This is a genomic window from Snodgrassella alvi, from assembly GCF_002777745.1.
Taxonomy (GTDB): Bacteria; Pseudomonadota; Gammaproteobacteria; order Burkholderiales; family Neisseriaceae; genus Snodgrassella; species Snodgrassella alvi_D.
The window spans coordinates 82,426-109,256 of record NZ_MEIO01000026.1; the positions used below are offsets into that span (position 1 = coordinate 82,426).

Here is a 26,831-nt window from a genome sequence, read left to right on the forward strand (position 1 = left end):
TTTATATCTCTGTACTTCCAGCAGATATATCTGTTATTTGAACCGATTGGCGTTTATGCCGGAAAAATTGCTGCAATAATCCTTTGGATTCAGCTGCCAGCACGCCGCCCAGAATTGCGGTATGCGTATTTAGCTGGCGATTGGCAAATAAATTAATCACACTGCCGGCAGCACCGGTTCTGGTTTCAGCAGTACCATAAATTACTCTTTTCACTCTGGCCTGTATTAAGGCACTGGCACACATGGCACAAGGTTCCAGAGTAATATATACATCACAATTTTGTAAGCGATAATTGCCCAGCGTACTACTGGCCGCTGCCAGAGCCTGAATTTCAGCATGGTGGCTGACATTATGGTCGGTAATACAGCGATTATAGCCATAACCAATAAGATTATTTTCGTACACCACAACTGCACCCACTGGTACTTCATTCAATAATTGCGCCTGCTGTGCTGCACGCAGTGCTTGCTGCATCCAGTGCTGCATGATTTTTTCAGGCGGAAACTGAGCGACAGGTGGATGTTGTTTCAACTGTTTACGCCAAAACATTTTTTCTTCACAGCTAAAAGTTTGCACAGAGCGATTTTGTATTAAAGCAATAAATTGCCATAGTATGCTTTCAGTACTGCTTGTGTTGATATTTTTAAATTGCAAGAAAGTAGTTATCGCGCCACGCTGCTGTAAATCTTGTACGCAGTGTATATCAAGCTGTTTCAGAATAGCTATGGTTTTCGGTGCCAGTGGTGGTGTGGTGAATGGTGTATTCATAAGTAAAAGAAATGAATGGTAGCGGTTATCCTACTATAAATCCGATTAAACTTGAAAAGGGAATCTGATATACGAAATGGTGTGATTATCAGTGGGCATCTTCGTGGTTACAAACATGCTTAGGCAATCAAAGTTGTCTGTCTTTAGTGACAATAGCTGGAACCGTCAGTAAAACACGATAAATGAGGTGATTCAGATTAATAATCTCAGAAAGGTAGAAATATAATATAAGAATATTGTGCCACTTAATAACGTCTTTTCCTGTTAAGAAGCACAATTAATCCTATCTGGTAAATTTGCATATTGTTTACTCTGAAAGTATTCCGAAAGCTGCTGGATTAGCTATATAGCTTGTAGAAAATATGTTTATGCAGCGGCTATCCAAAGTTTTCTGATTGATAAAAAGATTAACTATACGTAGTGAGCACTTTGTTGTGCAGTCTTTACTCACTGCAGATCACTTTTTTGTTGATAAAAAGTACAAAGAGGTCGTTAATATCGTCAATCAAACCATAACCGAAGTAACAAGGACGGAATAATACTTCGTTTGTTTATATAATACCATTAATGCGCTGGGAGGATATTATGGCAATACCTGCATCTAAAAATGAGTTAATTGAAGCGATTAATAAAAACTACGCTCTGTTAGCCAAAAAGCTAGCAGCAGTACCCGCACAGAAGGTCTTTCAACCCATAATGGAGGGGCATGCCAAAGGCACAACTATGAGTGTTGCACAACTAGTTTCTTACTTAATAGGCTGGGGGGAATTAGTTTTATCTTGGCATAAAAAAGAAGCACATGGGAATGAGATTGTTTTTCCAGAAGTAGGCTTTAAATGGAATGAATTGGGAAAACTGGCGCAGAAATTTTATTGTGACTATCAAGATATCAATGATTATAAGGTGTTATTGCAACGGTTAGAAAATAATAAAAATGAAATCATCAAACTTATTGAAGGTCTTAACGACCACGACTTATATGGAACAGATTGGTGCGAAAAATATACACGCGGACGAATGATCCAACTAAATACCTTATCTCCATATAAAAATGCTACTGGTCGCTTAGCAACATTACTCAAGACCATCGGCACTTAATGTCATTCTCGCGTTAGCAAGTGAGTTAGGGTGAGTTGCCAGTTTATGGATTCTGCAATTCCCAGAATTTATAAAGTAGTAATTAGCTGCTAAATAAAACTCATGGTTAAGCCTTGGTAGTATCGTTAAGCATACTAGTTTGATGTTGTTCGATAATAGCTTGCTCTATAGCAGCTTGATGCACTTCATCACTATAATCTTGTCGTTGCTTTGGCCTGATCCCCAATTTAATAAGTAATGCCTGATCTTTTTCTATCTGTGGATTAGCTGTTGTTAATAGTTTATCTCCACAAAATATAGAGTTAGCTCCTGCTAAAAAAGCTAGTGCCTGTGTTTGCTCATTCATTTGCTGCCTTCCTGCCGATAAACGTACATAAGATTTTGGCATCATAATACGAGCTACAGCAAGCATTCTGATGAAATCAAACGGTTCTATATCTGGTTCATTTTCCAAAGGTGTGCCTTTAACCTTGACTAGATTATTGATAGGAACACTTTCTGGGTGTTCTGATAAATTTTCCAACTGGATTAATAGCTTAGCACGATCTATTACTGATTCCCCCATTCCCAGAATACCACCCGAGCAAATCTTCAAACCTGCTTCTCTCACATAAGCTAATGTTTGTAGACGTTCGCCGTAAGTATGAGTGGTGATTATATGGCTATAGAATTCTGGTGAGGTATCCAAGTTGTGATTGTAGTAATCCAATCCAGCATCGGCCAAAGCATGAGCTTGATCTTGAGATAATCTCCCTAAAGTCACACAAGTTTCCATCCCTAATGCTTTCACACCTTTTATCATTTCTAAGACATAAGGCATATCTTTAGCAGTAGGATGTTTCCACGCCGCACCCATACAAAAACGGGTTGAACCAATTGCTTTAGCTGCTTTGGCTTTCGCTATGACTTTTTGTACCTCAAGTAATTTTTCTTTATCTAATCCTGTATTGTAGTGAACAGACTGAGGGCAGTATTTGCAATCTTCTGGGCAAGAGCCTGTTTTTATTGATAATAATGTTGAAATTTGCACCTCGTTTGTATTGAAATACTGTCTGTGTATGGTTTGTGCTTTGAAAATAAGATCATTAAAAGGTAGTTGGAATAATTCCATAACTTCAGGCAGAGCCCAGTTATGACGAATAGCACTCAAGGACATAATAATTTCCTTTAGATAGCAAGTTTACGATTCACAATAGGGCGTAATGCTTAACTCCTTATTGTCAACCATTTTAAAATATAAGATTTACATTAGACAGGAATTGGCTTCCGAAAAGATGATGTTTTATTTGTATGCGCCAGACTACTTTCTTTTCTGAGATAAAGTGCATCGGGATCAATGCCAGCGCCACAATTTGCCATAATACGCTAATCAATATTGAATATGCTGATTTTTATTAATTTGTAAATATGCAGGAATGATGGCACGTGGCTGTAAATCTCCTACGCAAAGTGTATCAAGCTGTTTTAGAATGATCATGATTCAGGAGAGTAAAAATGGTGTGGTTAATGGCGTGTTTACAGGTAATAGTATTACTTGGCGCTCATCATCTTACAAACCTGGTTAATTTTGAAAAGGGAATTTGATATGCAAAATTGTGTGATTATCACTGGCCATAGCCGTGGTTTAGGGCGTGCTCTGGCTGAATACTACTTAACTCAGGAAATTAGGGTTGTTGGTTTGTCACGGCATGGCTGGGACAATCCGCCGGAACGATTGCTGCAATACGCAATTGATTTTGCTGATGCGGAGGCTGTGGCTACATTAGTAAAATCGGCTAGCTGGCAAAGCGATCTGGAAAACAAAGATAAGGTGATTCTGATTAATAATGCTGGCATAGTAGAACCGAATGCACTCACTGGCCAGCAGGACTGTGATGCAATTATCAAAGCTATCACAGTAAATATTACTGCGCCGTTATTGTTAACTAATGCGGTAATTGCTGCCGCCACTAAAGCCGATATTCGTATTGCGCATATCAGTAGTGGTGCTGGTCGCCATGCTGTGGCAGGTTGGAGCGTTTATGGCGCAACTAAAGCTGCATTGGATCAACATGCAGCGGTGATAGCTGCCGAAAATCATCCACGAGTACGTATTGCCAGCATTGCACCTGGCGTAGTGGATACGAATATGCAGCAGAATATTCGTTCTGCTGATGCGACTCGGTTTCCGCAGGTGAAACATTTTATTAATTTAAAAGAGAAAAATCAGTTACAGAGTGCTGAAGACACGGCACAAAAAATTGCAGCTATGATTGCCAAAGAAAATTATGGTCAGCAAACTCAGCGTGATGTGCGGGAATAAACAGGGCTTTGTTATAATAGCTCCCTTTTTGTTTTGCCTGATTACGCCATGACAACTGCCGCTTACGAACAACAACTGTCTGATAAACAACTTTATCTTGATAAATTATTTGCAGACTGTGCTTTCCCGCCAGTGCAGGTTTTTAATTCTCCTGCATCGCATTACCGGATGCGTGCCGAATTCCGTATCTGGCATGATGGTGATGAGTGCAGTTATGCTATGTTCACGCCGGGTGAAAAAGCCAGTGCCAGTAATGTACACAAACTGCGTCATTTTTCTATCGCTCATGAAAATATAAATTCCTTGATGCCAAAGTTGCTGGATTGCATACAGACTAATGAATTGTTAAAAGCGCGGCTTTTTCAGGTTGAGTTTTTAACCACATTGGCAGGTGATACGCTGGTTACGCTGATTTATCACAAAAAGCTGGATGATAATTGGGTTCAGGCTGCGAGAATGCTGGCGGAAGTGCTGGGTGTTCAAATTTTAGGACGCAGCCGTGGTCAGAAAGTAGTTCTGGAACGTGATTATGTCATTGAGCGGTTAACAGTTGATAATAAAGTGCTTCAGTACAAGCAGCTGGAGGGTGGTTTTACGCAGCCTAATGCAATAGTTTGTCAGTATATGTTGAGTTGGGCAACAAGTGTTGCTCAGGCAATTAATACCGGAGATTTGCTGGAATTATATTGTGGTAATGGTAATTTTACTTTACCTTTATCCCGCCATTTTCGCCGTGTACTGGCCACTGAGGTATCTAAAACCTCTGTTCAGGCTGCGCGCTGGAATATTAAAACTAACCAGATAAATAATATTGCTTTGGCTCGGCTGTCGGCTGAAGAGTTTACTGAAGCTTATACCGGTGTCAGAAATTTTCAGCGTCTGGTGAATGAGCAGATTTGTTTGAGTGATTACCAATTCAGCACAGTTTTTGTGGATCCGCCACGAGCCGGTATTGATCAGGCGACGCTTGAATTATTGCAAAAATTTGACAATATCATTTATGTTTCCTGCAATCCTGTTACTTTGCATGAAAATCTGCAAATACTCTTAACCACGCATGAAGTTAAGCGGGCAGCGATGTTTGATCAATTTCCCTTCACACCACATATTGAATCAGGTGTCTGGCTCCAAAAGCGTTGATCCATTATTGACACAATCCTAACTATAATTCTTTGTACTGAAATTTTTCACTCTGCTTCTGGTTTGGATTATTCTCATTATTAAAATCTGTTTTAAATTCCAAAACATGGTTTTATTTCAATAAAAAAACTGCCTGATGAATATCAGGCAGTTTTGACAATTGAATAAAGAATTAATTCTGTTCTTCAGTTTGGACTTTCTGGCGTAAGCGCAAACCCAACTCACGTAGCTGTTTTTCATCTACATTATTTGGTGCATCTACAAGTAAGTCCTGTGAACGCTGAGTTTTCGGAAAGGCGATAACATCGCGAATGGAATCAGCACCAGCCATTAAGGTAACCAGACGATCCAAACCGAAAGCAAGGCCGCCATGTGGCGGTGCACCAAATTTCAGGTTGTTCAACAGAAAACCGAATTTATTCTGTTGTTCTTCTGGCGTAATTTTGAGTGCAGCGAATACTTTTTCCTGAATATCAGCGCGATGGATACGAATGGAACCACCACCGATTTCCCAGCCGTTTAGCACCATATCATAAGCACGGGCAATACATTCTTCTGGTGCAGTTGCCAATAAGTCTTCATGGCCTTCTTTGGGGGCAGTGAACGGGTGGTGCATGGCAGACCAGCGTTGTTCTTCCTCATCATATTCAAACACCGGGAAATCTACTACCCATAATGGGCGCCATTCATCGGTAAAGTAGCCATTAGCAGCACCATGTTCATGGCCAATTTTAGTACGCAGAGCACCAATGGCTTCATTCACAACTTTGGCCTTGTCTGCACCAAAGAAGATAATATCGCCATTCTGGGCACCGGTTTTTTCAATAATTGATTGCAATGCGCTATCAGACAGGAATTTCACTATCGGAGACTGCAAGCCGCTGTCTTCGCTATTGTTTACCTTGCTGATATCATTTACTTTGATGTAGGCCAGACCTTTTGCACCATAGATGCCCACAAACTCAGTATAGGTATCTATTTCCTTACGGCTTAATCCTGCACCATTAGGTACACGCAATGCTACAACACGGCCGTTTTTCATGTCGGCTGCCGCACGGAATACTTTAAATTCTTCCGTTTTCATGACATCTGTGAGTTCAGTAAATTGCAGGTTTACGCGTAAATCCGGCTTGTCTGAACCATACAGGAACATGGCATCATGCCAGCTCATGCGTGGGAAAGTTGGTAAGTCAACAGACAATGCTTCCTGAAATACCATTTTTACCATGTTTTCAGTGATGTCCATGATTTCGTTCTCACTCAGGAACGAAGTCTCTAAGTCAATCTGGGTAAATTCAGGCTGGCGGTCGGCACGTAAGTCTTCATCACGAAAACATTTAACAATCTGGTAGTAACGATCAAACCCAGCTACCATTAGTAACTGTTTGAATAATTGTGGTGATTGAGGCAATGCAAAAAATTCACCCGGGAATACACGGCTGGGTACCAGATAGTCGCGAGCACCTTCAGGGGTAGAGCGGGTGAGCATCGGTGTTTCAATATCGATAAATCCCTGACTATCCAGATAGCGACGTACAGCCATGGCCACACGATAACGCAGCCGCAGATTATTCTGCATTACAGGACGGCGCAAATCAATTACTCGGTTGGTCAGACGAACATTTTCACTAATGCTTTCATCATCAATCTGGAAAGGTGGTGTGGCAGCAGTATTGAGTATATGGATTTCTTTAGCTAAGAGTTCAATTCCGCCAGAAATCATTTTGTCATTTTTGGTGCCTTCCGGGCGTGCACGAACACGGCCAGTAATGCTCAGTACATATTCATTACGGGCAGAATCGGCCAGAGTAAATGCTTCTGGGGTATCAGGGTCTATAACTACCTGCACGATACCTTCACGGTCACGCAAATCTATAAATATTACACCACCATGGTCGCGGCGGCGATGTACCCAGCCTTTTACAGTGACGGTCTGGTCGAGATATTGCTCGTTAATTAAGCCACAATAGTTGGTTCGCATTTTTATGCCTTTGTTGCTGTGATTACGGTTAATTGTGTCATCAGGAATATTATCCCAGCCAAATCCAGCGCTAATGCGGTTTGGTTGGTTTCTGTAATGGGAAAATAGCCTGTAGTGACTGTTTATGTGGGGGTGTGTCTGGCTGTACCATACCCAGTGAAATAACATATTTCAGCGCATCGTCTACGCTCATATCGATTTCGCGTATATCTTTACTGTTGACCATAATATAGTAGCCACCGGTAGGATTGGGCGTAGTAGGTACGTATACAGAAATATACTCATCTGCCGGTGTATTACCTGCCTGATGAGGCAGGGCAGAAGCAATATTATCAGGTATATGGCCTGATACAAATCCGACTGTCCAGATATCTGGCTGTGGAAACGGTATCAGTACCGGTGTTTTGAATGATTGACGTGAATCTGACAATAGTGATTCAGATACTTTCTTTACACCTGAATAGATGCTTTTCACAACAGGAATGCGTCCCCACAAAGTATCCCATGCAGCAAGTATTCTGCGTCCGAGCATATTTGCTGCCAGTAAACCGGTGAAAAATACTATGATGATGGCTGCAAGTAAGCCTAAACCGTGGATTTTAAATCCGAAAATTGCTTGTGGTTGCCAGTGTGCAGGTAAAATATTGACAAGCTGATCAGCTATGCCAACGATGTAACTAATTACCCAAATTGTCACAATAATGGGCAACCATACCAGCAAGCCAGTAAGCATATATTTTTTTAGGGATTTTTTCAGTTTTCCGCCTTCGGCAGGCTGTTGCGCCATAGTATAATTAAGCCCTTCTTAGTCTGGTCAGCTTACAATTATCAAACTTTATATTATACCTATATTTCGTTGTTTTCACATCGGCTATTACTGATGTTAATTAAATTTAATTTTAGGCTGGTGGTTTGGGAACTACAGGCTGTCTTTATCTGTCCATATTTGTTTGTGGTTAACTTTTTAAAAAAGCGTTGCTGATTACGACAAGAAAATCAGTTTTAAAAAATATTCGCTATTGACGCTTAGAACTGGATGTGTATATAGGTTCTTTTGTACAAGTCATGATATGTTTTCGGGTATAAATTTAGGAAGCTAATACTACATAGTTATTTTTTTAATCTATTATAATTAAATAGATATGTTATTTTATTGCAAATTTGTTATTTGTTTTAAGATAACGCGGTATCCAGTAATCAATGCCTGAGTGGTTTTAAAACTAAACTGATTTAATCTTTATTCAGTCGATGAAATATCCTAAAAAATATTTATATTTATCAAAAGTTTAATTTGGAAATTATATTTATTTAATCATCTAAATTTACAAATACATTTTTATGTTAATTTATTTGGTATAAAGTACATAGTCAAATATAAACTTAATTATAGATTTTTGGAGCATTGCAGCTGTCTATATGGCCAAAATCCGTTTTGTCTGTGTCTGGTTACCATGGTGGGTTGTGGGTGTTTGTGGTTCTTATTTATTGCCCCAAGCTGGCTTTTTGCCGTGGATAGGTGCTTTGTTTACTCTGGCCATATTAGCTCTGTGGTCTGGTTGGCAATGGTGTCGCTGTGTTTGTGCAATTTGTGCAGGTGTGCTATTTGCGTTATGGCGAACCGATATGGTATTACAACAGCAATGGCCGCTAATCGATAAAACTAAGTTACAACATGTTGTTATTAAAGTAACAGATATTCCCCAGCAGGATAAGCAGCGCAGCCGCTTTGTTGCCACGGTAGATTTACCCAACGGCCAACAGCAGCAATGGCTACTGACTGATTATACGAAACAACAATGGTTGCCCGGCAGCAGATGGGAGATAAAGGTTAAGGTACGCGCTATTATCGGCGAGACCAATAAGGTTGGTTTTAATCGGGAAGCCTGGGCACTGGCTAATCATATTGGTGCTATGGGTACGGTTGTCAAAGGTCAGCGTAAAGCGTTACCAGCTTCATCTGGCTGGCAAGAAATACTAGCACGCTGGCGCCTATGGTGTAGTGCACGCTGGCAGGCACAGATTCAGGCTTACCCGCAGGGTGTGGCCTTACTAAAAGCACTTGCTGTTGGTGAACAATCTGCATTACCAGCTACAGCGTGGCAAATATTTCGTCCGCTCGGATTAAACCATCTGGTTAGTATTTCCGGCCTGCATGTAGGTATGTTAGCCATGTTGGCAGCATGGTTATGTGGTAAGTTTTTACAGTATTTACCCATACGCATTCACCAGCCGTGGATATACACACGCTGTGTAGCCGTACTGACAGCTATTGTGTACAGTGCACTGGCTGGTTTTGCCGTACCTACTCAGCGCAGTATGCTGATGATTATTATTGTTGCCTTAACCTGGCGGCGCGGATATTTACACGCTTTTCAGGTATGGTGGTTAACAATAGCGATTGTGCTGCTGTATGACCCTTTGGCCGTATTAAGTATTGGTTTCTGGTTGTCTTTTTTGCTGGTTGCTGTGCTAATGTGGGCAGGTGAGGGTTATGGTGGTAGCGCTAAATGGCGCCAAATAGTACAGGCACAATGGGCAGCAGGATTAGCTTCGGTGGTACTGGTGGCTTTTTGTTTTGGTTCCGTACCGATCATATCGCCGCTGGTGAATGCGCTGGCTATTCCATGGTTTACATTAATTCTGGTACCACTGGCCTTACTATCATTAATTGTGCCAGTGAATACACTGCGTACTTTTGCCGCGTATCTGGCCGAACAAACCATGCAGCTGTTACATTGGATAGCTGACTATGCACCCGAATACTATCCGGCTCATGCACCTTTAGCATTATGGCTGCTGGCAGCTATTGCTGTTTTGCTGTTACTGCTACCACGTGGTTGGTATTTACGTCCATTATGTTTGTTAATTTTACTGTTACTACTTAGTTATCGGCCACCACGTCCTGCACAAGGCGAAGCTATTCTCAGGATATGGGATGTTGGGCAGGGTTTGGCAGTAAGTATCAGTACGGCAAAACATGAATTATTGTTTGATACAGGTACCGCTTATGCAGCACAATCTGCATTGTTACCTAATTTACGTGCGGCTGATATCAAACAACTGGATATGCTGGTTCTGTCTCATAATGATAGTGATCATGATGGTGGTGCAACGCTGATTAAGCAGTATCTGCAACCACGAAGTATTATTGCCGGACAGCCGAAAGCATATACATTTCCAGTACAATTATGTAGAGGTGGTTCAAACTGGCAATGGGATGGCGTATGGTTTGAATTTCTCAATCAGCCGGTGGCGGTCAAAAATGGAAAAAATGAATATAGCTGCGTGTTGCGCGTTGTAAGTGCTGATAAAGCCGTACTGATTACCGGCGATCTGGGTAAAAAAGGGGAAAGAGCTTTACTGACTGCTTATGGTGATAATTTATTTAGTCAAATTTTAGTTTTAGGCCATCATGGAAGCCGTAATTCAAGTGATATAAATTTTATTCGTACAGTGGTTCCACAATACGCCGTTGCCAGTGCCGGTTTCGCCAATCCATATGGTCATCCGCATGTTGAGGTAATGAAATTACTGACACAGCAAGATATTACGCTGTTGCGTACAGACCATATGGGAGGAATGCAGACAACCTTATCCGCACGTCCTTTGCACTGGCAGCCATTGCAGAGTTTCCAACCTTATTGGCAGCGTAAGCCTGTTTCAGAAACAAGCTTTCAATAGCAACTGGATGCCATAATATACTGGCGTATAATAAATAATATTCTGTGTCTGTTAACTGGCTGGATAGAAGGAATTAATATGCGTTGGTGTAAAATTTGCTTTTTAGGCATGGCGGGTTTATTACTGGCAGCTTGTGCCACACCGGAACAAAAAGCTGCCCGGGCAGCGGCAGAAAAAGCTGCAGAACAGAAACTGAAGCTGGATTTAGCGGCACAGTGTGATACTCGTACTGCTGAATTGATGCAGGCACAGATGCAAAATCCGGCTTTTTTTTCAGATCCTGCTAATGCCAAAATTGCGGAAGAATACCGCCAAAAGGTTAATTTACCAATTTTTCAGAGTTGTTACAGACTGGCCTGGGACAATTATATGAATCAGGTAAGATTACAACAGGCGCAAGACTGGGCAATGCAGCGCAGATGGGATAATGACATGAACTGGATGATGTTTAGGCCACGCTGGTGCCGCAGCTCCCATAATGGGCGTTCATATGTATATCGTTGCTGATAGTGAAATAAAACAGGCAGGTAAAATGTAAAACCTACCTGTTTGTTTAATCATGCCTGCTGTTACTGCGTCAGTACATCTACACCTTTGGGTGGAGTAAATTTAAACTGGCCGCGGTTGAATTGAGGGTGGGTGTTGATATTGCTAAAAGTGATGGTGGTCTGATTACCAAAACTGTCTTTTAGCTGCATATTGGCCAAAGTGTCACCACGAAAACCGATACGAATATTCTGATAACCGGTATTACTGCGTTTTGGTATGGCACGTACATAATCAATACCATCGCTGTTGCCATCGTCTGACAGGGAGTAATTAGCATTCAGTGCTGATTTATTAGAAAGAATAGCGGCCGGAGAATCTCCAATCGTTTGATTCTGTGTGCTTTTGGTTACCTGAGCCAAATCCTGATCATATAACCAGACAACTTTCCCGTCGCCGACAATGGTCTGTTTATAAGGTTGCGTATATTCCCAGCGAAACAGTCCCGGACGCTGGATAGAAAATGTCCCGGAAGTTGTTTGAGTACGCTTTTTACTATGAACTGTTTGAGTAAACTGACCAGAAATACCATCTGTATCTGAGTTAAATTTTTGCAGGGTGTCTAAACCACTTGCACTAACCAGTACACTACTGATGGCCATAACGCCGCTAAGCACAATCCTACTTAAGATTCGCATTAATCATTCCTTTGCTTAACTATTAATAAATATTTTAGCTGTAACTGGATAATGTGGGAACAGAAATTCATTGTTTGACTATTCAATTCAATTTAGTAAGTATGCCTGAAAACAATCACACAATAGAGCAGCAAACATGCAAAACTATTCTAGTAAACTAACTAATAGCTATGAATAGACTCATGCGTTCCACTGGCAAATAGTAATAAATTACAAATTAATAATGTTTACTATAAAACGTTCTATGTATTATTTATCGATTAAAGTAAATAATTTAATGTTAAATTATATTAAACAATTAAAATAATATTGCCATGGTTAACGGCCAAATAAATTTAATCATCTAAGAAAAAGCTACTGGTAAAATCTCGGTATCATCTGATCTTTCAGCAATACCCACTGATTTGGTCTACTGCTTGGCAGCCTGCTCAAAGCGAGCAAAGTTCTGTTTTGCCTGTTGAAGTTTTATCTTGTTTTCATTCAATTTATTTTGCAAATTTTCAACATTAGCATTGTTGCCTTTAGACTGAGCCTTGGCCAGTTTGTGCTGGGTTTCGTTAACCTTATTATTTAACTTATCAATCTTCTGGATGTATTTCTGCCGCAAAACTTCATTTGTACAGTTTTGGGCAAGATCAGTTTTCTGACTAGTTAGTCGATTAATCTGATTCTGGTTTTCGTTGGCACGAGCATATTGCAATTGCTTCTCAATTTGTTGCTGCTTTTCCTTACAGGTGTACCAATTGTTGTCTGCCAAAACAGGTAGTGTAATTGCTAAAGCCAGAGCACAGACGGTACTTTTGGTCATACGTGAATAATTCATATATTTTCATCTTTCATATTAAATTTTTGATATTGTAAAACTAATAAGTTGTTTGTACTACATAAAAGGTTATATCTATTTATTAATTAAGCCAGAGGATTTCATTGAAGGTAGTAACTTCTAAAATCTTTATAGGGATATCTGTAGAGTTATAGATAAACTGTCTCAACGTGATGTTGTAAATACCCCAAAGTTAGTACAAGACTCCGGTAGAAAATTATGCTGTTTGCTTTAGGGTTTTATATTCACTCGGTGTCATATTATTTAATGCTTCATGAGGTCTTTCCGTGTTATAAATGGTTAGCCACTCTTCGGTTACCTTGCTTGTTCCAGATTATTAAACAGATATAAATCTAGTACTTCTGTGCAATAGATGCGATTAAATCGTTCAATATCCCGTTTTGATATGGGCTACCCGCTTGAATATAATCAATGGTTATACCATGTGACTTTGCCCAGTCAATGAATGTTTTTCCGGTGAATTCCGATCCATTATCTACTCGTATTGTAGGCGCATAGCCATGATATTCGGCCAGTTTATTCAGATAACGGGTAACCCTGCCAGCCGGTAAACACGTTTATGATTCCATTTATAGCCGAACTTTTGGGTGCGATTAAAACACTTAGGAAAGCCTCAGCGTAAATGCTTATCCGTGATAGCACTTAGTATCGACATAATCACCAAATCGTCCGGTAACTTAGGTTGATAATAGTAAGCACAGTGGTTTAAGCCAACAATAGCGTAGCTCATGGTAAGTAACTGAATTATTTTCTTGCAATTCACAGCACAGGCTTTAGTGCTTGAGTTGGTACTATAGCTTTTTTATGATTTCCTTCTGAAGCTGAGATTTTAAACTCAGCTCAGCAAACATCTGCTTGAGCTTACGATTTTCAGCTTCCAGTTGCTTTAAGCGTTGATATCTGAGGTTTCCATATCACCATATTTATCACGCCATTTATTGAACGTTGAATTCCCCATACCATATTTAGGGCAAAGTTCTTTGACGGGGATACCAGCTTCAGCTTCTTTGAAAATAGCTACGATCTGATGTTCAGTCATTTTTGTATATTTAAATCCGCAATGGATTAATAAAGAGAATTTTATACTTTTATGCTGTACGATTTTAGGGGATAGTTACAAGGCAGTGATACTGATCACGATCTAATCCAGCCATTAGGCATGCTTTAAAACTGTCCATCAACTTAGTTTTTTGCTTTGGTGTATTGTGCGCTTCCTCAAAACCCAAAACACATAATGTGTACTTTAATAAAAAGGGGCAAGACACATTATATAGAAAATGAGTATGTTTAAATGATGGTTTATTTTGTATGGATAGGGCATGTATACTAATCTGTAATTTACATTATATCTGCTCATGAAAATGTCTATCGCTGCTTTGCTGGAATCTGCTTTACTTAGTTGTCAACCAGATGAAAAATGTGCCACTACGATAATGGCACAACAATTATGTTTACAAACACCAGCCAATGCTTTGCAACGAGATGAAAGTGCTGTAATTAAGGATTTTCGTTTTGCCGGACATCCGGTGAAGCCAATGCTGGTGCCACCTGCCAAAGTGAAAAGCCGCAAGTTTACGACAGTAGAGGGTTATGCTGCCTTATTACATGCAGTTTGTCACATTGAATTTAATGCAATCAATCTGGCACTTGATGCAGCATATCGTTTCCGATTACTACCGGAAGAATTTACTCGAGATTGGGTGCGGATTGCCGCCGAAGAAGCGCATCATTTCCAGCTTATGCGGCAACGTTTGCAAGCTTTGGGCTATGATTATGGCGATTTTTCAGCACATAATCATTTGTGGGACATGGCCTATAAGACGGCATTTGATCCGCTGTTACGCATGGCTCTGGTGCCTAGAGTACTGGAAGCGCGCGGGCTGGATGTTACCCCGGGAATGCGAACTAAAATAGCACAAAAGGGGGATCATGCCACTTGTGCCGTTTTGGATATTATCTATCGCGATGAGGTAGGGCATGTGCAGGTGGGGAATTATTGGTATCAATATCTTTGCCAACTGCGCGGTTTGGAACCATTGGCTTTATTTCGACGTTTACTCAGCCGCTATGATTTATTTATTTTTCGTGGCTATGTGAATATTGATGCACGTGAGCAGGCTGGTTTTTCACGTTTTGAATTGGAAATGCTGGAAAATTTTGAGCAAAACCGCCAGTCTAATGTGCATAACTGGCGGCAGGCTCTGCAAAATTAAAAGCAAAATTATTGATAGAACATATAAGTTTATTGGGCTACCAGCCTTATCTCATTGCAGCACTTATGGCGTTGACATTATAACGGAACATATCAATATACGTTGCAGCAGGTGCACCTTTACTTAGTGCATCAGAATACAGGCGGCCGCTAATTTTGGTTTGGGTTTCACTGGCAATCCGTTGTACCATTTTTGGATTTTTAATATTTTCAATAAAAATAGCTTTAATATGGTCGCGCCGAATCTGGCTGATGATTGCTGCTACTTGACGTGCAGATGGCTCTGCCTCTGTGCTCACTCCTTGTGGAGCGATAAATTGAATCTGGTAGCGTTTTGCCATATAGGCAAAAGCATCGTGTCCAGTCAATACTTTACGTTTTTCCGGTGGTACGGTATTAAACGTTTTAGTAGCCCATGCATTTAGTCCAGCAAGTTGTTGCTGATAGGTAGTCAGCCGCTGCTGATAGTAGGCTTTACCCTGCGGGTCTACACTAATCAATGCATTGGCGATGTTACGCGCATAGGTCTGCATCAGAACCGGGTCATTCCAAACATGCGGGTCGGTATGCTGATGATGATCGTGCCCATCATCAGCCATCATTAGTGGATGGATACCGTTGGTAACGATAACCAGAGGAACGTGGCTTTGTTGAGCCGCACGTTGTAAAGATAAAGGTTCCAGCCCCAAACCATTCAGTAAAATAAGTTTGGCTGTACGCATTTTACGTAAATCCTTGCTTACTAACTGGTACATGTGCGCATCCTGATCGGTATCAATCAGATTGTGTACTTGAATACGCTCCCCCCCAATTTGTTGGGTAACATCTCCCAGAATACTGAAGCTGGTAATTACTGGCATGGGTGCAGCACAAAGTAAGCGGAAAAAGCCAGTCAGATATAGAGCTAAAAGACAGATAAAAAAGCCACGTTTCATTATCACATATCCTAGAATGGGTTTATAAACAGTGATTCACTTCAAGCAACATGATGGCGTTGACGTTTATATAAACGCCACAAAATACCGCTTTCGCTACCGATAAATAACGACAAAATATAGATAAAGCCACAGCACAGAATAATGGCAGGACCCGAAGGCAAATCGATATAGTAAGACAATAACAAGCCAATATAGCCACAAACCACTGCAATCAAAGCAGCTATTGCCATAATGCCCCCCATGGTTTTATGCCATAAGCGTGCACTGATGGCGGGTAGCATCATTAAACCTACTGACATCAGTGTACCTAGTGCCTGAAAGCCTGATACCAGATTCAATACCACAAGTACCAAGAATATAATATGCCAAAGTGTGCCTTTGCCATTTACAGAGCGTAAAAACAAAGGGTCAATACTTTCGAGCATCAGAGGCCGATATATAATTGCCAATACAAGCATGGTTATACTACTGACAATAGCAACCAACGTTAATGCTGCACGGTCTACAGACAGAATAGATCCAAATAATAAATTAAGTAAATCCACACTATTGCCACCTCTGCTCACCAATACCACCCCAAGCGCCAGACAGGTGAGAAAAAAAGCGGCAAAACTAGCGTCTTCGCGCACATTGGCAAAGCGGCTGGCCAGTCCGGCCAGCAAAGCCATGAGCAGGCCTGCTATAAAGCCTCCTATACTCATTGCCGGTAAGCTTAAACCAGCCAGCATATAGCCTACTGCTGCACCCGGTAAAATAGCATGACCAAGCGCATCACCCACCAGACTCATACGCCGCATCATCAGAAAAACACCCACAGGTGCCGTTCCTAGTGCCAAAAATACAATTGAGCACAAGGCAAAACGCATAAAATCGTAATCGGTAAAAGGGTCTAGAAGGAAATGGGTAATATTCATTGATTTACCTGTCGCACCACTGGTTTTGTTCATATTGCTGCATGGCTTTCGCAGCCTGTTGCAAATATTGATCAGTCAGCACTTTATCTGTTTTCCCAGCGGCAATTTTTTCACGCGCAATTAGTAAAGTATTAGGAAAATAGGCCTGTATTTGTTCATAATCATGCAAAACTGTAATCACAGTACACTGTTGTTGTTGTTGGTAAGCCTTAAGGATATCCAGCAAAGCAAAAGTAGTGGCGGCATCTACAGCATTAAATGGTTCATCCAGTAACAGTACTTTAGCATTCTGAATCAGCATACGCGCCAGTAATACACGCTGAAACTGGCCATTAGATAATTGGGCAATACTGCGTTCCTTATATTGCAGCATACCTACCTGATTTAACACACTAAGAATGCGGTGATGCATGTTTGTTGAGACACTGGAAAAGAAACCAATTTCATACCACAAACCCATTGCTACCAGCTCAAACACACTCATTGGCTGGCTGCGATCAATATCGGATTGTTGCGGCAGATAGGCAATATCAGACCTTTGCAATTGTGGCCAGCGAATCTGGCCGCTATCAAGATGAACAAGATGCATGATAGCTTTCAGCAGAGTCGATTTACCCGCACCATTCGGGCCGAATATTGCCCACATTTCATTAGAGTTAAAATCAATACTGATATGGTGGATAGCCGGTCGGTGTCGATAGCTCACAGTAACATTTTCAACTTGAATACTCATGATGCGCACACTGCCCAAGCATACATCAACCACAGCAATCCCAGAATCACACTTACCCAGGATAAGCGTTTACCCACTCCACACAGCAAAAGAGAAAACATATTATGCCTTTACCGATTCAGCCTGTTAGTAAATGTTACTATATAACATTACAGCAATGATACCCTATAACATTATCACAGTGCAAAATGTTATTATGCTCAAATCTATAACCGGAATGTCTGGTGATGTGTCAGCGACCTGATTGGTACGCGATTAGGGTGTAATGCATGTTGCAGCCGTGCAGACAAAGGAGAGGGCAGTCCCAGCATAGCTGCGGCTATGGCTTCTGAACATAGCGGTGCGGTTACCAGCCCACGGCTGCCATGAGCTGTATTGATAAATATGCCCGGCTGCCACGGGCAGGGTTGGGTGAGAGGATAATTTTTATCCAGACGTAACTGGGCATATTTTATTAGCATGGCAGAAGTATCACCAACCGGACCAACTAATGGTAAATGATCAAAAGTATCACAACGTATTGCAGCATGCCCTTGCGGGCTGGCATTCGGATATAAATCTGCAGCCAGACGTGGCAGCCATTGGCGTAATTGTTGCCAGTTAAAATTTTCATCTTCGGCAGATAAACTATCATTGGTTTGATTAGGAAGAAATGTGGCGCCAAAGCATAGTTTATTTTGCCATTGTGGCGTGATATAACTGGTACCGCTCAGGGCACACTTTGGTTGAAGTGCTTCGGATCGAATGCTGGCGGTAGTGGTTTGCCCACGTATCTTGTGTAGAGGCCAGCCAGCAACCGGGTACAGAGAATCACTCTCGGCACCAGCACAAATCACAATATGAGATGCATTAAGATAAAATGATTTTTGCTGATTCTGACAGGCAATCTGCCATAAATCATTCTGGCGGGAAATTGCATTTACCTTAGTAGCTGTTAACACTTGTATCAGCGGGTGGTTGAGTAAACTCTGAACCAAGCTATACGGGTTAATAGCGGCACCATAGGGCCACCATAGACCACCATATGGAACTTCCATACCTGCAATCTGGCTGGCTTCTGCCGCAGTAACTGACTGAAACAGCATGCTGTGAGGATTTTGCAACGCCAGTAAGTTATTACGCTTTTGTTCTGCGGAGTTGTAATCCAGATGAATTACACCACAATCCAGCCAGCCCTGTCCGGCAGATAAGCTGTTCTTGAGAAGTGTACGACTGTATCCATAGCCAGCCAGCAATAATTCCGTTTGCACAGTGGCATGCGCCGAAATTTTTGCATATAACAGACCCAGATGATTGCCTGAGGCTGCACTGGCAATTGTATGCTGCTCAATTACTGTTACCGCTATACCACGTCTTGCCAGCGCATAAGCTGTTGCCGCCCCGGCAATACCGGCACCAATAATTATTACTGAGTCAATCGGGATCGGAGGTGGCAGGGTTAGCCATGGCTTGGATACAGATTCAGAAGAAACATGTGTGCTGTTAGCTAAGCCTGAATTGAGCTGAACCCATTGCTCGTATACCTGAGGCTGGATAAACGTAAATTTACCAGACCTGCGGAAGGGATAACAGAACACTGGTTGCTGCTGCCAGAATAATTTTGCCTCAAGCCACTGCTGCATAATAGTCTGGCCGGCTGGTGATACCGCAGTTAAAGATGACGGCCATTTTTCGGCAACAATCACTATCTCTGCCTGCTGATCATTTCCTAACTGCTTAGCTAACTCATCCGGATCCGGCCATTTATGAAAAACGTAAATATTCATGGCTGGTGCGTATATTCATGATTCTCAGATGATGCACTGCTTCCCTGATTGAGCCATAACCATTGCTGCTGTAATGTTTGCCGCAAACTGTCCTGCTTTTGCTGGGACGTATGCAAGCCAGCAGTCAGTCGTTGATAATCAATCGTAAAGGATGGTCTGGTAAATGTACCATTGATACGCAGTGGCAGCAGATTTTGCTGTTTTGCGCGTCGCGTAGCAATCAGCACATTATAATCCATCTGCTGTTGTAACCACTTAATGTTGCCTGTACCTTTAATATCAAAATTATCCGCATGCAATTCAATGCGGCTGTTTTTTGTGTATCCATTATTTAATGGAATAGCCAACCTGATAAACCGAAACGGCGTATGGTTGGTTTCGTTATAAGCCACTGTGGTCTGACTATCACTGTTCTGTAGAATATTATTGATATCAATGCCATTCCAAACACCCTGACGAATCAGAATGTGTGCTTGTCCAGTCAGGCTAGACAACCATTGCTGGCGGGTAAAACCAACACCATGAAAATCAAAATCTGCATCACCTTCACCAGCCAAATTATGCAAACCAAATGTATCCTGTAGAAAGGATTTCATTTGTACACGGCTTGCGCGTTGCTGCACTTTCCATGTTAATGGATTAGTATTGCTCACCTGTAACATACCATTACTACTACCGCCGTATATTTGCAGGCTGATTGGTTGCAGGGTGAAAGCATGTGCGTCTATGGCAAGTTGAGTTTTAATCTGACTGAGCTGCACGGTTGGAGTAAGCACTGAGTCGATAGACAGTTGTGTATTAACCAGACAGTTTTTAAACCAGTTTCGCCAAAGTTGTTGCCAGTCAGCTGGTAGTAAGCTTGGAGTATGGTCTATGTAAGGGCGCAGATTCAGCTGGGCCAGGTGAATATTGCCGCTTATTTTTCCCAGATGCTCATCATTTTGATAATCTATAGCAATATTTATAGGCTGATTATCAAATTGGCCTTGTAAATTAAGATGTCCATTACCAGCATTGTCACCCTGTATAGTACCTGATAAATCACTAATAAAACGTGAATTAGGCAGAGCATTTACTGCATCTTGATGGCTGTTCACTGAAAAATTATCAATTTTCCAGTGACGCATATCCAGCCATGATAATTGACCGCTCAGTGTTAGAGCAGTTTGGTATAAATGGTTTTGCCAACCACTATCAATCTGAAACTGAGGCAGTGTCCAGTGATTCTGCAACCAACTACTATTGCTGGCAGATAAAGTTGCATTAATTGAATTATCACCAATCTGTGCAGTAGCGACACCATTTAACTGCGGTAATAACAATTTGTTCCATCCTAGCTGCCAGTTTTGTCCGTTACCAGTAATATGCAACTGATTACGCTGACTATGCCACTGCCATTGCACTGCTGCTGTTTTCAATAATTGCTGTTGCGGCAGCCAGCGTGCATCAAAGTGCCACTGACCATCACTATCACCCAAAGCTGACAAATTAGTTTTTACACCGAGTTTCACATCCTGCCATTGCATTACAGCATCAGGATGGTATACAGCACTCAACTGATATTGAAGTGGTTGCATATCTTCACCACTTAACGTTCCGTTTAGCTGAAGTAGACTGGTGCTGCCAAGATTATGCCACTTTAAATTTAACTGATTAATCTGTTGCAGATTAATCCCATCATGAATGCGAAAACTAGCATTGTCTAGAATCAGACGATTAACTTGTAGCCGATCGCTTTTACGCGACTTCTGCCATAAATCAGTCAAATTCCATTGATCCTGATTATTCCGAATCAGATTGATATGAGCATTAGCCAGCTGCAATTTTTCAATAGTCAGACGGCCGAACAGACTTTGCCAGCTAAGACCGATTCTCATACTGCCGATATTGATATCATCTGATTTAGTAGCTTTATTTAGAATACGTACCTGATGCAAAGTTACAGTCGGACGTGGAAACATTGAACGGCTGATATCCGAATCAAAAACAACCTGACGACCGCTATCCGACACAAGCGCATTGGCACGTTTATTAATTTCTTCTGCATTGAATAAATAATGCAGCACAGCCATATCGATGGCCAGTAACAAAAAGATGCCCAGGCAGCTAAATACCATCAGTTTCAGCCAGAACTTGCCTGAATGCAATAAAGAAATCATAAACAGTTAAAATTAAATTATTTTCAAAAAAAGCAGTAATCCACTTGCTATAGAACTATAGATTTGAGAAATACCTGTTGTTGACAGCAGATATAACTCACGCTGAAAACACAGCAATGATTAAAAAAGCTGTCACACGGATTATTCAAAAAAACAGTTACACAGAATTACCTGAAAAAAATCAGGTTTAGAATTTAAGTAGACCAGTTTAGTTATCTAATACCTAACAGGCTAAATTAGTGATGCATATGTGTATTTTCCATCACAGCAGCGTCTGTCTTAGTAACAGGAGCTACGCTGACCGGCACATTAAGCATTATCGGTTTGGCATGGCGAAAAGTTAGACGTACAGGAATCGTAGTTCCTTTTGCCAGAGGTTTTTTCAAACCCATCATCATAATGTGCATCTTGCCCGGCTGCAATTGGGTCACCTGTCCAGCAGGCAAGGGCAGTCCATGCGCTATTGAGCGCATTTTCATCACACCATTTACCTCAACAGTTTCATGAATCTCACTTGACATTGCTACCGGAGTAGATGCACTCAGCAATACATCATCCTTATCAGAATGATTATCCAAATCCATAAATATACCGCTAGCAGACATACCTGGTACGCTGAATCGAGCCCATGCATTATTAACTACAATATCCTGTGCCAATGCCAAACCAGCATATGAAGCCAACAAAGTAGTAAACAGAATTTTTCTCATTATTATCGCCCCTATCAAAGACAGATATAAAATCTTGGAGTAGTGATTTAACCAAAATTGGCATAAACCACTACAAAATATATTATATTGCTAGATGAGGTGCAATAATTTGCAATAATTGTGCCAGAATTTTCGGATTGGCAGCTACGATATCACCACAATCCAGCCAAGTTTGTTCCCCCTGCATATCGGTAACAATACCGCCGGCTTCCTGCACAATTAAAGCACCACCAGCAATATCCCAAGGTTTCAGGTTAAACTCAAAATATCCATCTACACGGCCACAGGCTACATTACATAAATCCAGTGCTGCAGAACCTTCGCGGCGGCCACCGGCCGTTTTCGCCAGCACATCTTTCAAAATAGCCAGATATGAGTCCATCATACTCTGGTCAACAACGGGAAAGCCAGTTGCAATCAGGCTGCGCAATAAATCGATACGGTTACTCACCCGAATACGTTTATCATTCAGCAGAGCGCCCTGACCACGGCTGGCCACATATAAATCATTCTGTTCTGGTGCATAAACCAGCGCTTCCGCTAAAGTTCCCTTATGCAGCAATGCCATAGAAATGGCATATTGTTTATGGCCGTGTAAATAGTTTGTCGTTCCATCCAGTGGATCAATAATCCATTGATATTCAGCATTTTCGTGACCGAGATAACCAGCCTCTTCACTCAGAATAGCATGGTTCGGGTACACTTCCTGAATAGTATTGACAATAATACGTTCTGCTTCACGATCAACATCAGAAACAAAGTCATTTGCAGCTTTATTATCAATTTTAATAGTATTTAAATTATTGCTGGCACGATGCATCATTTGGCCAGCTTTGCGTGCTGCTTTCCAGGCAGTAGTTAAAATAGGATTCATGCTAATTCTCAAGGTAAGGCTGATAACAGCTTAAAACAGATACAAAATGACGTATGTTAAAGAACAAATGCCGCACTTCAAAACATTGCGGCAATTAAATATATAGAAAGTAATTATACGGCAAAAAATGCATTTTCCCAAACCGGCATGTCTGACTCGGGGTTCGCACAGAATGATTTTGCTATAATATATAGAATTTGTCAGTATTCAGCTGCCTGAGAGCACCATCCCTATATTAATTGCAAATATGAATAAACCCATACTACCTGACTTTCTCGATAACATTACTGTTGTTCTTACCCGTACCAGCCATCCAGCAAATATTGGTTCAGCAGCACGAGCCATGAAAACTATGGGGTTAAATAGATTGACTCTGGTTGCACCGAATTTGATGCAGACCCCCATGACACCAGAACCTGCTGTATTTGATTACACAAATCCTGCTGCGTTTGTGTTGCCTGAAGAAAGTTTTACTCTTGCATCAGGTGCACATGATGTACTGGAAAATGCGCAAATTGTTGCTTCGCTCAATGAGGCACTGGCAGATACAACACTGTCCTGTGCATTAACTAGCCGACGTCGTGAACTGACTGCACCATTACATACACCTCGCGAAATTATGCCATCACTAATCGAGGCCGCGCGTGCAGGGCTAAAAATAGCACTGGTATTCGGTAATGAAACTTTTGGGTTGAGTATTGAAGAAGTACAAAGCTGTAATCGTCTGATTACTATTAACGGTAATCCAGATTATTTTTCTCTCAATCTGGCGCAGGCTGTACAGGTAATCTGTTATGAGCTGTTCAGTCACGTGGATATCAGCATGGCTCATTTGAAGCAGGAAATAAATTTAGCTACACACCAGCAGACAAGCAGTATGGTAGAGCATTTACATGAGGTAATGAATAGAGCCGGATTTTTTAACCGCCGCAATGAAGAAAGGCTAATGCGGCGCATGGCTGCCATGTTTGACCGTGCTCAGTTAAGCACTGAAGATATTGATGTCTTACGTGGTTTTTACAATACCATAAGTCAACAAATACAGAAAAAACAATAGTACCCAACTAAATATTTGTCTATACAGGAAGAGAAAAATGTTATGAACTATGCTTCTGATCCAATCTGGTGGCGCCTAAGAAAAACGATTGTACGTGATTTGGCCAGCTTATTAACAGCGCCATCACCATGGTTATCCTCTACAGAACTACCAGTCTCAACATTATTGGGAGATGAAGGATTCAGATTTCTGCTATCTCTAGATGAAGAACCGAATAATCTGTACTTGTTCCTGAAACAGCATGGAGCATACCACACTCATCTGGGAGTATATGCAGAACGTTTACTTTACTACTGGTTTTTACATGCTCCACATAGCCGTTTGATTGCACACAACTTACCTGTCCAAGATAATCAACGCACATTAGGCGCCTTTGATTTTATCGTACAGCTTAATAATCAGATTTTTCATCTGGAATTAACTTGCAAATACTATGGCGGCCTTCCAGAAAAAACAGAAAGCTTTATTGGTCTGAATAAAGCCGACAGGTTAATAGATAAAATGTATAAAATCGAGCAGCAACTAGCATTAAGTACTAAGCCTGCCGCTAAAAGTGCCTTGAAAAACCTGTCACTTGAGCCCAATCAGTTACAACACGCCAGTATTATCCGTGGCATGCTATTCAAACAACCAGCCAGCCAAAATTTACAGGTACCATTAAATCCCTTATGTTGGCAGGGACAGTATATTGAAAACTGGTCAGAATTTGAATTTCAGGAACATTATCGATTCCATGTGCTTGATCATTTATCCTTAATATCGCCAGTACGTGTAAGCAGTAATGCTATTGTTAATTTCAATCAGATTAAGCAAATCCAGCAGGGGATGATAGCATTGGTACAACAACATGCTGATGGCTATTGGCATGAAGTAGAACGGATAATGAAAACAACTAAACACAGCTAATCAACCATAATCAGCAGATAGTGTTTGTCATTACATAGGCTTTTATAAAGGCTTATGGTACACTTGCCATTTAATTTTTGTCTGCATGAGTGAATGCCAGTGTGCGTACAGCCCAAGCAGTACTTTTAAGACAAATGAACCAAATCAGATCAACTGACATCTAAGGGTTTACGATGAGCGTAACAGTAGAAAAATTAGATAATTTAGAGCGTAAAATTATTTTGGCTCTGAACTGGGAAGACATCCGAGCAAAAGTCAACGCACGCATGAAAGTGGCACAAAAACGTGCCCGTATTGATGGCTTTCGCCCCGGTAAAGCACCGCTGAGAATGATCGACTCCATGTATGGTTATGGCATTCGTGATGAAGTGTTAAACGAAATGACCCATAAAGCCTTTGAAGAAATCATCGTAGCTGAAAAACTGAAAGTTGCTGGTCTGAAAAGCCTTACAGCACTGGAAGATGCTGAACAAGATGATGAAAAAGTATATAAAATTGCCGTTGTATTTGAGGAATTCCCTGAAATTAAAATTGGTGATTTGAGTGCTCAGGAAGTAACTAAATTCAGCACTGAAATTGGCGACACAGAAATTGATAAAACCGTGGATATCCTACGCCAGCAACGTACCCGTTTCAATCACGTAGAACGTGAGGCGCGTAATGGTGACCGGGTTATTATCGATTTTGCCGGAAAAATCGATAATGAAGCATTTGCAGGCGGAACTGCAGAAAATTATCCTTTCCTGCTAGGTAAAGGCCAAATGCTGCCAGACTTTGAAGCAGGTATTGCGGGCATGAAAGAGGGAGATGTAAAAGAAGTTTCCGTTACATTCCCAGAAGATTATCAGAGTAAAGATCTTGCTGGCAAAATAGCCATTTTCACCATTACCCTGAAAAACGTTTCTGAAGCAGTTCTGCCAGAAGTAAATGAAGAATTTGCCAAATCATTGGGCATTGAAGATGGCGATGTACAGAAAATGCGTGCTGAAATCAAGAAAAATGTCAGCCGTGAAGTAAACCGTCGCGTTAACGAAATGACTAAAGATAGCGCCATTAACGCTTTACTGGCTGCTACTCCAATAGATGTTCCTTCTTCACTGATTACCGAAGAAGCAAAAACTATGGCTGCACAAATGAAAGAAAACTTTGCAGCACAGGGTATGGATCAGAAAGATCTAGAATTACCTCTAGATATGTTCAATGAACAGGCCAGCCGTCGCGTGGCCATCAGCCTGATTATGGGCGAATTGTTGCGTGAAGAAAAACTCGAACCATCTGAAGAGCAAGTACGTAACGTTATCAATGAATTTGCTGATAGCTATGAAGACCCACAAGAAGTTATTGACTGGTACTATAGTGATAAAAAGAACTTACAGGCACCTACTTCACTGGCTATAGAGCAGAATGTAGTTGATTTCGTTTTAAGTAAAGCAAAAGTTTCTGATAAAGTACTGTCTTTTGATGAAGTTATGGGACAACAGGCTCAAGCCTGAATGTAATACGCATTAAGCAATAAGCAAAGCACCGAAGTAGTTGTGAAGCTGCTCAGGTGCTTTTATTTCA

The 26,831-nt window shown here is 41.2% G+C and carries 23 protein-coding genes and 2 pseudogenes; 9 read left to right on the forward strand and 16 right to left on the reverse strand.

The annotated features are described in order from the left end of the window. Position 1: 1 nt before the first annotated feature. On the reverse strand, positions 2-769 hold the full coding sequence (gene tadA / locus BHC51_RS02520; protein WP_100123844.1) for a tRNA adenosine(34) deaminase TadA: 768 nt from the start codon (positions 767-769) through the stop codon (positions 2-4). Positions 770-1,354: 585 nt separating this feature from the next. Between tadA and clbS the strand changes: the two genes are divergently transcribed. Next, the gene (gene clbS, locus BHC51_RS02525) at positions 1,355-1,867 is read left to right on the forward strand and encodes a colibactin self-protection protein ClbS (RefSeq protein WP_100153272.1); all 513 of its coding nucleotides are present in this window, start codon (positions 1,355-1,357) and stop codon (positions 1,865-1,867) included. Positions 1,868-1,973: 106 nt separating this feature from the next. On the opposite strand, the gene bioB is transcribed toward clbS, so the two are convergent. Continuing rightward, a complete protein-coding gene (gene bioB / locus BHC51_RS02530; protein WP_100123845.1) occupies positions 1,974-3,023 on the reverse strand; it encodes a biotin synthase BioB in 1,050 nt (349 codons plus the stop codon). Positions 3,024-3,452: 429 nt separating this feature from the next. On the opposite strand from bioB, the gene BHC51_RS02535 reads away from it, so the two are divergent. Beyond that, complete coding sequence (locus BHC51_RS02535; protein ID WP_100100070.1) at positions 3,453-4,169, forward strand: SDR family NAD(P)-dependent oxidoreductase; 717 nt, start codon at positions 3,453-3,455, stop codon at positions 4,167-4,169. Positions 4,170-4,217: 48 nt separating this feature from the next. Then, on the forward strand, positions 4,218-5,309 hold the full coding sequence (gene trmA, locus BHC51_RS02540; protein ID WP_100153231.1) for a tRNA (uridine(54)-C5)-methyltransferase TrmA: 1,092 nt from the start codon (positions 4,218-4,220) through the stop codon (positions 5,307-5,309). Between the two features lie 172 nt (positions 5,310-5,481). Here the strand turns inward: trmA and aspS are convergent, their stop codons facing one another. Next, positions 5,482-7,290, reverse strand: a complete 1,809-nt coding sequence (gene aspS, locus BHC51_RS02545; RefSeq protein ID WP_100100072.1) for an aspartate--tRNA ligase — start codon at positions 7,288-7,290, stop codon at positions 5,482-5,484. 70 nt (positions 7,291-7,360) lie between these two features. Next, complete coding sequence (locus BHC51_RS02550) at positions 7,361-8,077, reverse strand: DUF502 domain-containing protein (RefSeq protein WP_100153232.1); 717 nt, start codon at positions 8,075-8,077, stop codon at positions 7,361-7,363. A gap of 629 nt (positions 8,078-8,706) precedes the next feature. Between BHC51_RS02550 and BHC51_RS02555 the strand changes: the two genes are divergently transcribed. Further along, entirely contained in the window at positions 8,707-10,971 is a 2,265-nt protein-coding gene (locus tag BHC51_RS02555) for a DNA internalization-related competence protein ComEC/Rec2 (protein ID WP_100153233.1), read from the forward strand. 78 nt (positions 10,972-11,049) lie between these two features. After that, positions 11,050-11,478 (forward strand): hypothetical protein, encoded by a 429-nt coding sequence (locus tag BHC51_RS02560; RefSeq protein ID WP_100100075.1) that lies wholly within the window; start codon positions 11,050-11,052, stop codon positions 11,476-11,478. A 62-nt stretch (positions 11,479-11,540) separates the two neighbouring features. Here BHC51_RS02560 and lolA read toward each other — a convergent pair whose 3' ends face one another. The 5 genes and pseudogenes from lolA to BHC51_RS02585 all read right to left on the reverse strand — a co-directional run bounded on the left by lolA (position 11,541) and on the right by BHC51_RS02585 (position 14,038). Then, the gene (gene lolA / locus BHC51_RS02565) at positions 11,541-12,119 is read right to left on the reverse strand and encodes an outer membrane lipoprotein chaperone LolA (RefSeq protein WP_257384760.1); all 579 of its coding nucleotides are present in this window, start codon (positions 12,117-12,119) and stop codon (positions 11,541-11,543) included. Positions 12,120-12,564: 445 nt separating this feature from the next. Continuing rightward, positions 12,565-12,978, reverse strand: a complete 414-nt coding sequence (locus tag BHC51_RS02570) for a DUF1090 domain-containing protein (protein WP_100100077.1) — start codon at positions 12,976-12,978, stop codon at positions 12,565-12,567. 217 nt (positions 12,979-13,195) lie between these two features. Next, a pseudogene (locus BHC51_RS13245) lies at positions 13,196-13,291 on the reverse strand (integrase core domain-containing protein); the annotation flags it as partial. Between the two features lie 40 nt (positions 13,292-13,331). Next, a pseudogene (locus BHC51_RS13250) lies at positions 13,332-13,526 on the reverse strand (hypothetical protein); the annotation flags it as partial. A 359-nt stretch (positions 13,527-13,885) separates the two neighbouring features. Next, entirely contained in the window at positions 13,886-14,038 is a 153-nt protein-coding gene (locus BHC51_RS02585) for a transposase (RefSeq protein WP_100099427.1), read from the reverse strand. Positions 14,039-14,360: 322 nt separating this feature from the next. On the opposite strand from BHC51_RS02585, the gene BHC51_RS02590 reads away from it, so the two are divergent. Beyond that, positions 14,361-15,212, forward strand: a complete 852-nt coding sequence (locus tag BHC51_RS02590; RefSeq protein WP_373885678.1) for a ferritin-like domain-containing protein — start codon at positions 14,361-14,363, stop codon at positions 15,210-15,212. A 46-nt stretch (positions 15,213-15,258) separates the two neighbouring features. Here BHC51_RS02590 and BHC51_RS02595 read toward each other — a convergent pair whose 3' ends face one another. From BHC51_RS02595 to BHC51_RS02625, 7 genes are all read right to left on the reverse strand, one after another. Further along, complete coding sequence (locus tag BHC51_RS02595; protein ID WP_100153235.1) at positions 15,259-16,146, reverse strand: metal ABC transporter substrate-binding protein; 888 nt, start codon at positions 16,144-16,146, stop codon at positions 15,259-15,261. A gap of 41 nt (positions 16,147-16,187) precedes the next feature. Next, positions 16,188-17,063, reverse strand: coding sequence for a metal ABC transporter permease (locus BHC51_RS02600; RefSeq protein ID WP_100099475.1), 876 nt, complete (start codon positions 17,061-17,063; stop codon positions 16,188-16,190). A 4-nt stretch (positions 17,064-17,067) separates the two neighbouring features. Next, entirely contained in the window at positions 17,068-17,796 is a 729-nt protein-coding gene (locus BHC51_RS02605) for a metal ABC transporter ATP-binding protein (protein ID WP_100153273.1), read from the reverse strand. Positions 17,797-18,002: 206 nt separating this feature from the next. After that, a complete protein-coding gene (gene mnmC / locus BHC51_RS02610; protein ID WP_100153236.1) occupies positions 18,003-19,562 on the reverse strand; it encodes an FAD-dependent 5-carboxymethylaminomethyl-2-thiouridine(34) oxidoreductase MnmC in 1,560 nt (519 codons plus the stop codon). Beyond that, complete coding sequence (locus BHC51_RS02615) at positions 19,559-21,679, reverse strand: AsmA family protein (RefSeq protein WP_180296407.1); 2,121 nt, start codon at positions 21,677-21,679, stop codon at positions 19,559-19,561. Before BHC51_RS02615 ends, mnmC begins: the two co-directional genes overlap by 4 nt. Positions 21,680-21,957: 278 nt before the next feature. After that, complete coding sequence (locus BHC51_RS02620) at positions 21,958-22,431, reverse strand: copper chaperone PCu(A)C (RefSeq protein WP_100153237.1); 474 nt, start codon at positions 22,429-22,431, stop codon at positions 21,958-21,960. 82 nt (positions 22,432-22,513) lie between these two features. Beyond that, complete coding sequence (locus BHC51_RS02625; RefSeq protein WP_100099433.1) at positions 22,514-23,305, reverse strand: inositol monophosphatase family protein; 792 nt, start codon at positions 23,303-23,305, stop codon at positions 22,514-22,516. Between the two features lie 247 nt (positions 23,306-23,552). Here BHC51_RS02625 and BHC51_RS02630 point away from each other — a divergent pair, with 247 nt between their 5' ends. The 3 genes from BHC51_RS02630 to tig all read left to right on the forward strand — a co-directional run bounded on the left by BHC51_RS02630 (position 23,553) and on the right by tig (position 26,761). Continuing rightward, positions 23,553-24,362: an RNA methyltransferase gene (locus BHC51_RS02630; protein WP_100153238.1), complete on the forward strand. Its 810-nt coding sequence runs from the start codon at positions 23,553-23,555 to the stop codon at positions 24,360-24,362. Between the two features lie 42 nt (positions 24,363-24,404). Further along, complete coding sequence (locus tag BHC51_RS02635) at positions 24,405-25,268, forward strand: DUF1853 family protein (protein ID WP_100123859.1); 864 nt, start codon at positions 24,405-24,407, stop codon at positions 25,266-25,268. 173 nt (positions 25,269-25,441) lie between these two features. Next, complete coding sequence (gene tig, locus BHC51_RS02640; protein WP_100099436.1) at positions 25,442-26,761, forward strand: trigger factor; 1,320 nt, start codon at positions 25,442-25,444, stop codon at positions 26,759-26,761. The last annotated feature ends 70 nt before the right edge of the window (positions 26,762-26,831 follow it).

Coding starts and splice junctions, on each gene's coding strand:
- BHC51_RS02550 (WP_100153232.1), bottom strand. CDS start 8,077: ATGGCGCAACAGCCTGCCGAAGGCGGAAAACTGAAAAAATCCCTAAAA.
- BHC51_RS02620 (WP_100153237.1), bottom strand. CDS start 22,431: ATGAGAAAAATTCTGTTTACTACTTTGTTGGCTTCATATGCTGGTTTG.
- BHC51_RS02555 (WP_100153233.1), top strand. CDS start 8,707: ATGGCCAAAATCCGTTTTGTCTGTGTCTGGTTACCATGGTGGGTTGTG.
- tadA (WP_100123844.1), bottom strand. CDS start 769: ATGAATACACCATTCACCACACCACCACTGGCACCGAAAACCATAGCT.
- BHC51_RS02630 (WP_100153238.1), top strand. CDS start 23,553: ATGAATAAACCCATACTACCTGACTTTCTCGATAACATTACTGTTGTT.
- BHC51_RS02570 (WP_100100077.1), bottom strand. CDS start 12,978: ATGAATTATTCACGTATGACCAAAAGTACCGTCTGTGCTCTGGCTTTA.
- BHC51_RS02625 (WP_100099433.1), bottom strand. CDS start 23,305: ATGAATCCTATTTTAACTACTGCCTGGAAAGCAGCACGCAAAGCTGGC.
- BHC51_RS02595 (WP_100153235.1), bottom strand. CDS start 16,146: ATGAAACGTGGCTTTTTTATCTGTCTTTTAGCTCTATATCTGACTGGC.
- BHC51_RS02615 (WP_180296407.1), bottom strand. CDS start 21,679: ATGGTATTTAGCTGCCTGGGCATCTTTTTGTTACTGGCCATCGATATG.
- clbS (WP_100153272.1), top strand. CDS start 1,355: ATGGCAATACCTGCATCTAAAAATGAGTTAATTGAAGCGATTAATAAA.
- BHC51_RS02585 (WP_100099427.1), bottom strand. CDS start 14,038: ATGACTGAACATCAGATCGTAGCTATTTTCAAAGAAGCTGAAGCTGGT.
- BHC51_RS02605 (WP_100153273.1), bottom strand. CDS start 17,796: ATGAGTATTCAAGTTGAAAATGTTACTGTGAGCTATCGACACCGACCG.
- mnmC (WP_100153236.1), bottom strand. CDS start 19,562: ATGAATATTTACGTTTTTCATAAATGGCCGGATCCGGATGAGTTAGCT.
- BHC51_RS02535 (WP_100100070.1), top strand. CDS start 3,453: ATGCAAAATTGTGTGATTATCACTGGCCATAGCCGTGGTTTAGGGCGT.
- lolA (WP_257384760.1), bottom strand. CDS start 12,119: ATGGCCATCAGTAGTGTACTGGTTAGTGCAAGTGGTTTAGACACCCTG.
- aspS (WP_100100072.1), bottom strand. CDS start 7,290: ATGCGAACCAACTATTGTGGCTTAATTAACGAGCAATATCTCGACCAG.
- BHC51_RS02560 (WP_100100075.1), top strand. CDS start 11,050: ATGCGTTGGTGTAAAATTTGCTTTTTAGGCATGGCGGGTTTATTACTG.
- bioB (WP_100123845.1), bottom strand. CDS start 3,023: ATGTCCTTGAGTGCTATTCGTCATAACTGGGCTCTGCCTGAAGTTATG.
- BHC51_RS02590 (WP_373885678.1), top strand. CDS start 14,361: ATGTCTATCGCTGCTTTGCTGGAATCTGCTTTACTTAGTTGTCAACCA.
- BHC51_RS02600 (WP_100099475.1), bottom strand. CDS start 17,063: ATGAATATTACCCATTTCCTTCTAGACCCTTTTACCGATTACGATTTT.
- BHC51_RS02635 (WP_100123859.1), top strand. CDS start 24,405: ATGAACTATGCTTCTGATCCAATCTGGTGGCGCCTAAGAAAAACGATT.
- trmA (WP_100153231.1), top strand. CDS start 4,218: ATGACAACTGCCGCTTACGAACAACAACTGTCTGATAAACAACTTTAT.
- tig (WP_100099436.1), top strand. CDS start 25,442: ATGAGCGTAACAGTAGAAAAATTAGATAATTTAGAGCGTAAAATTATT.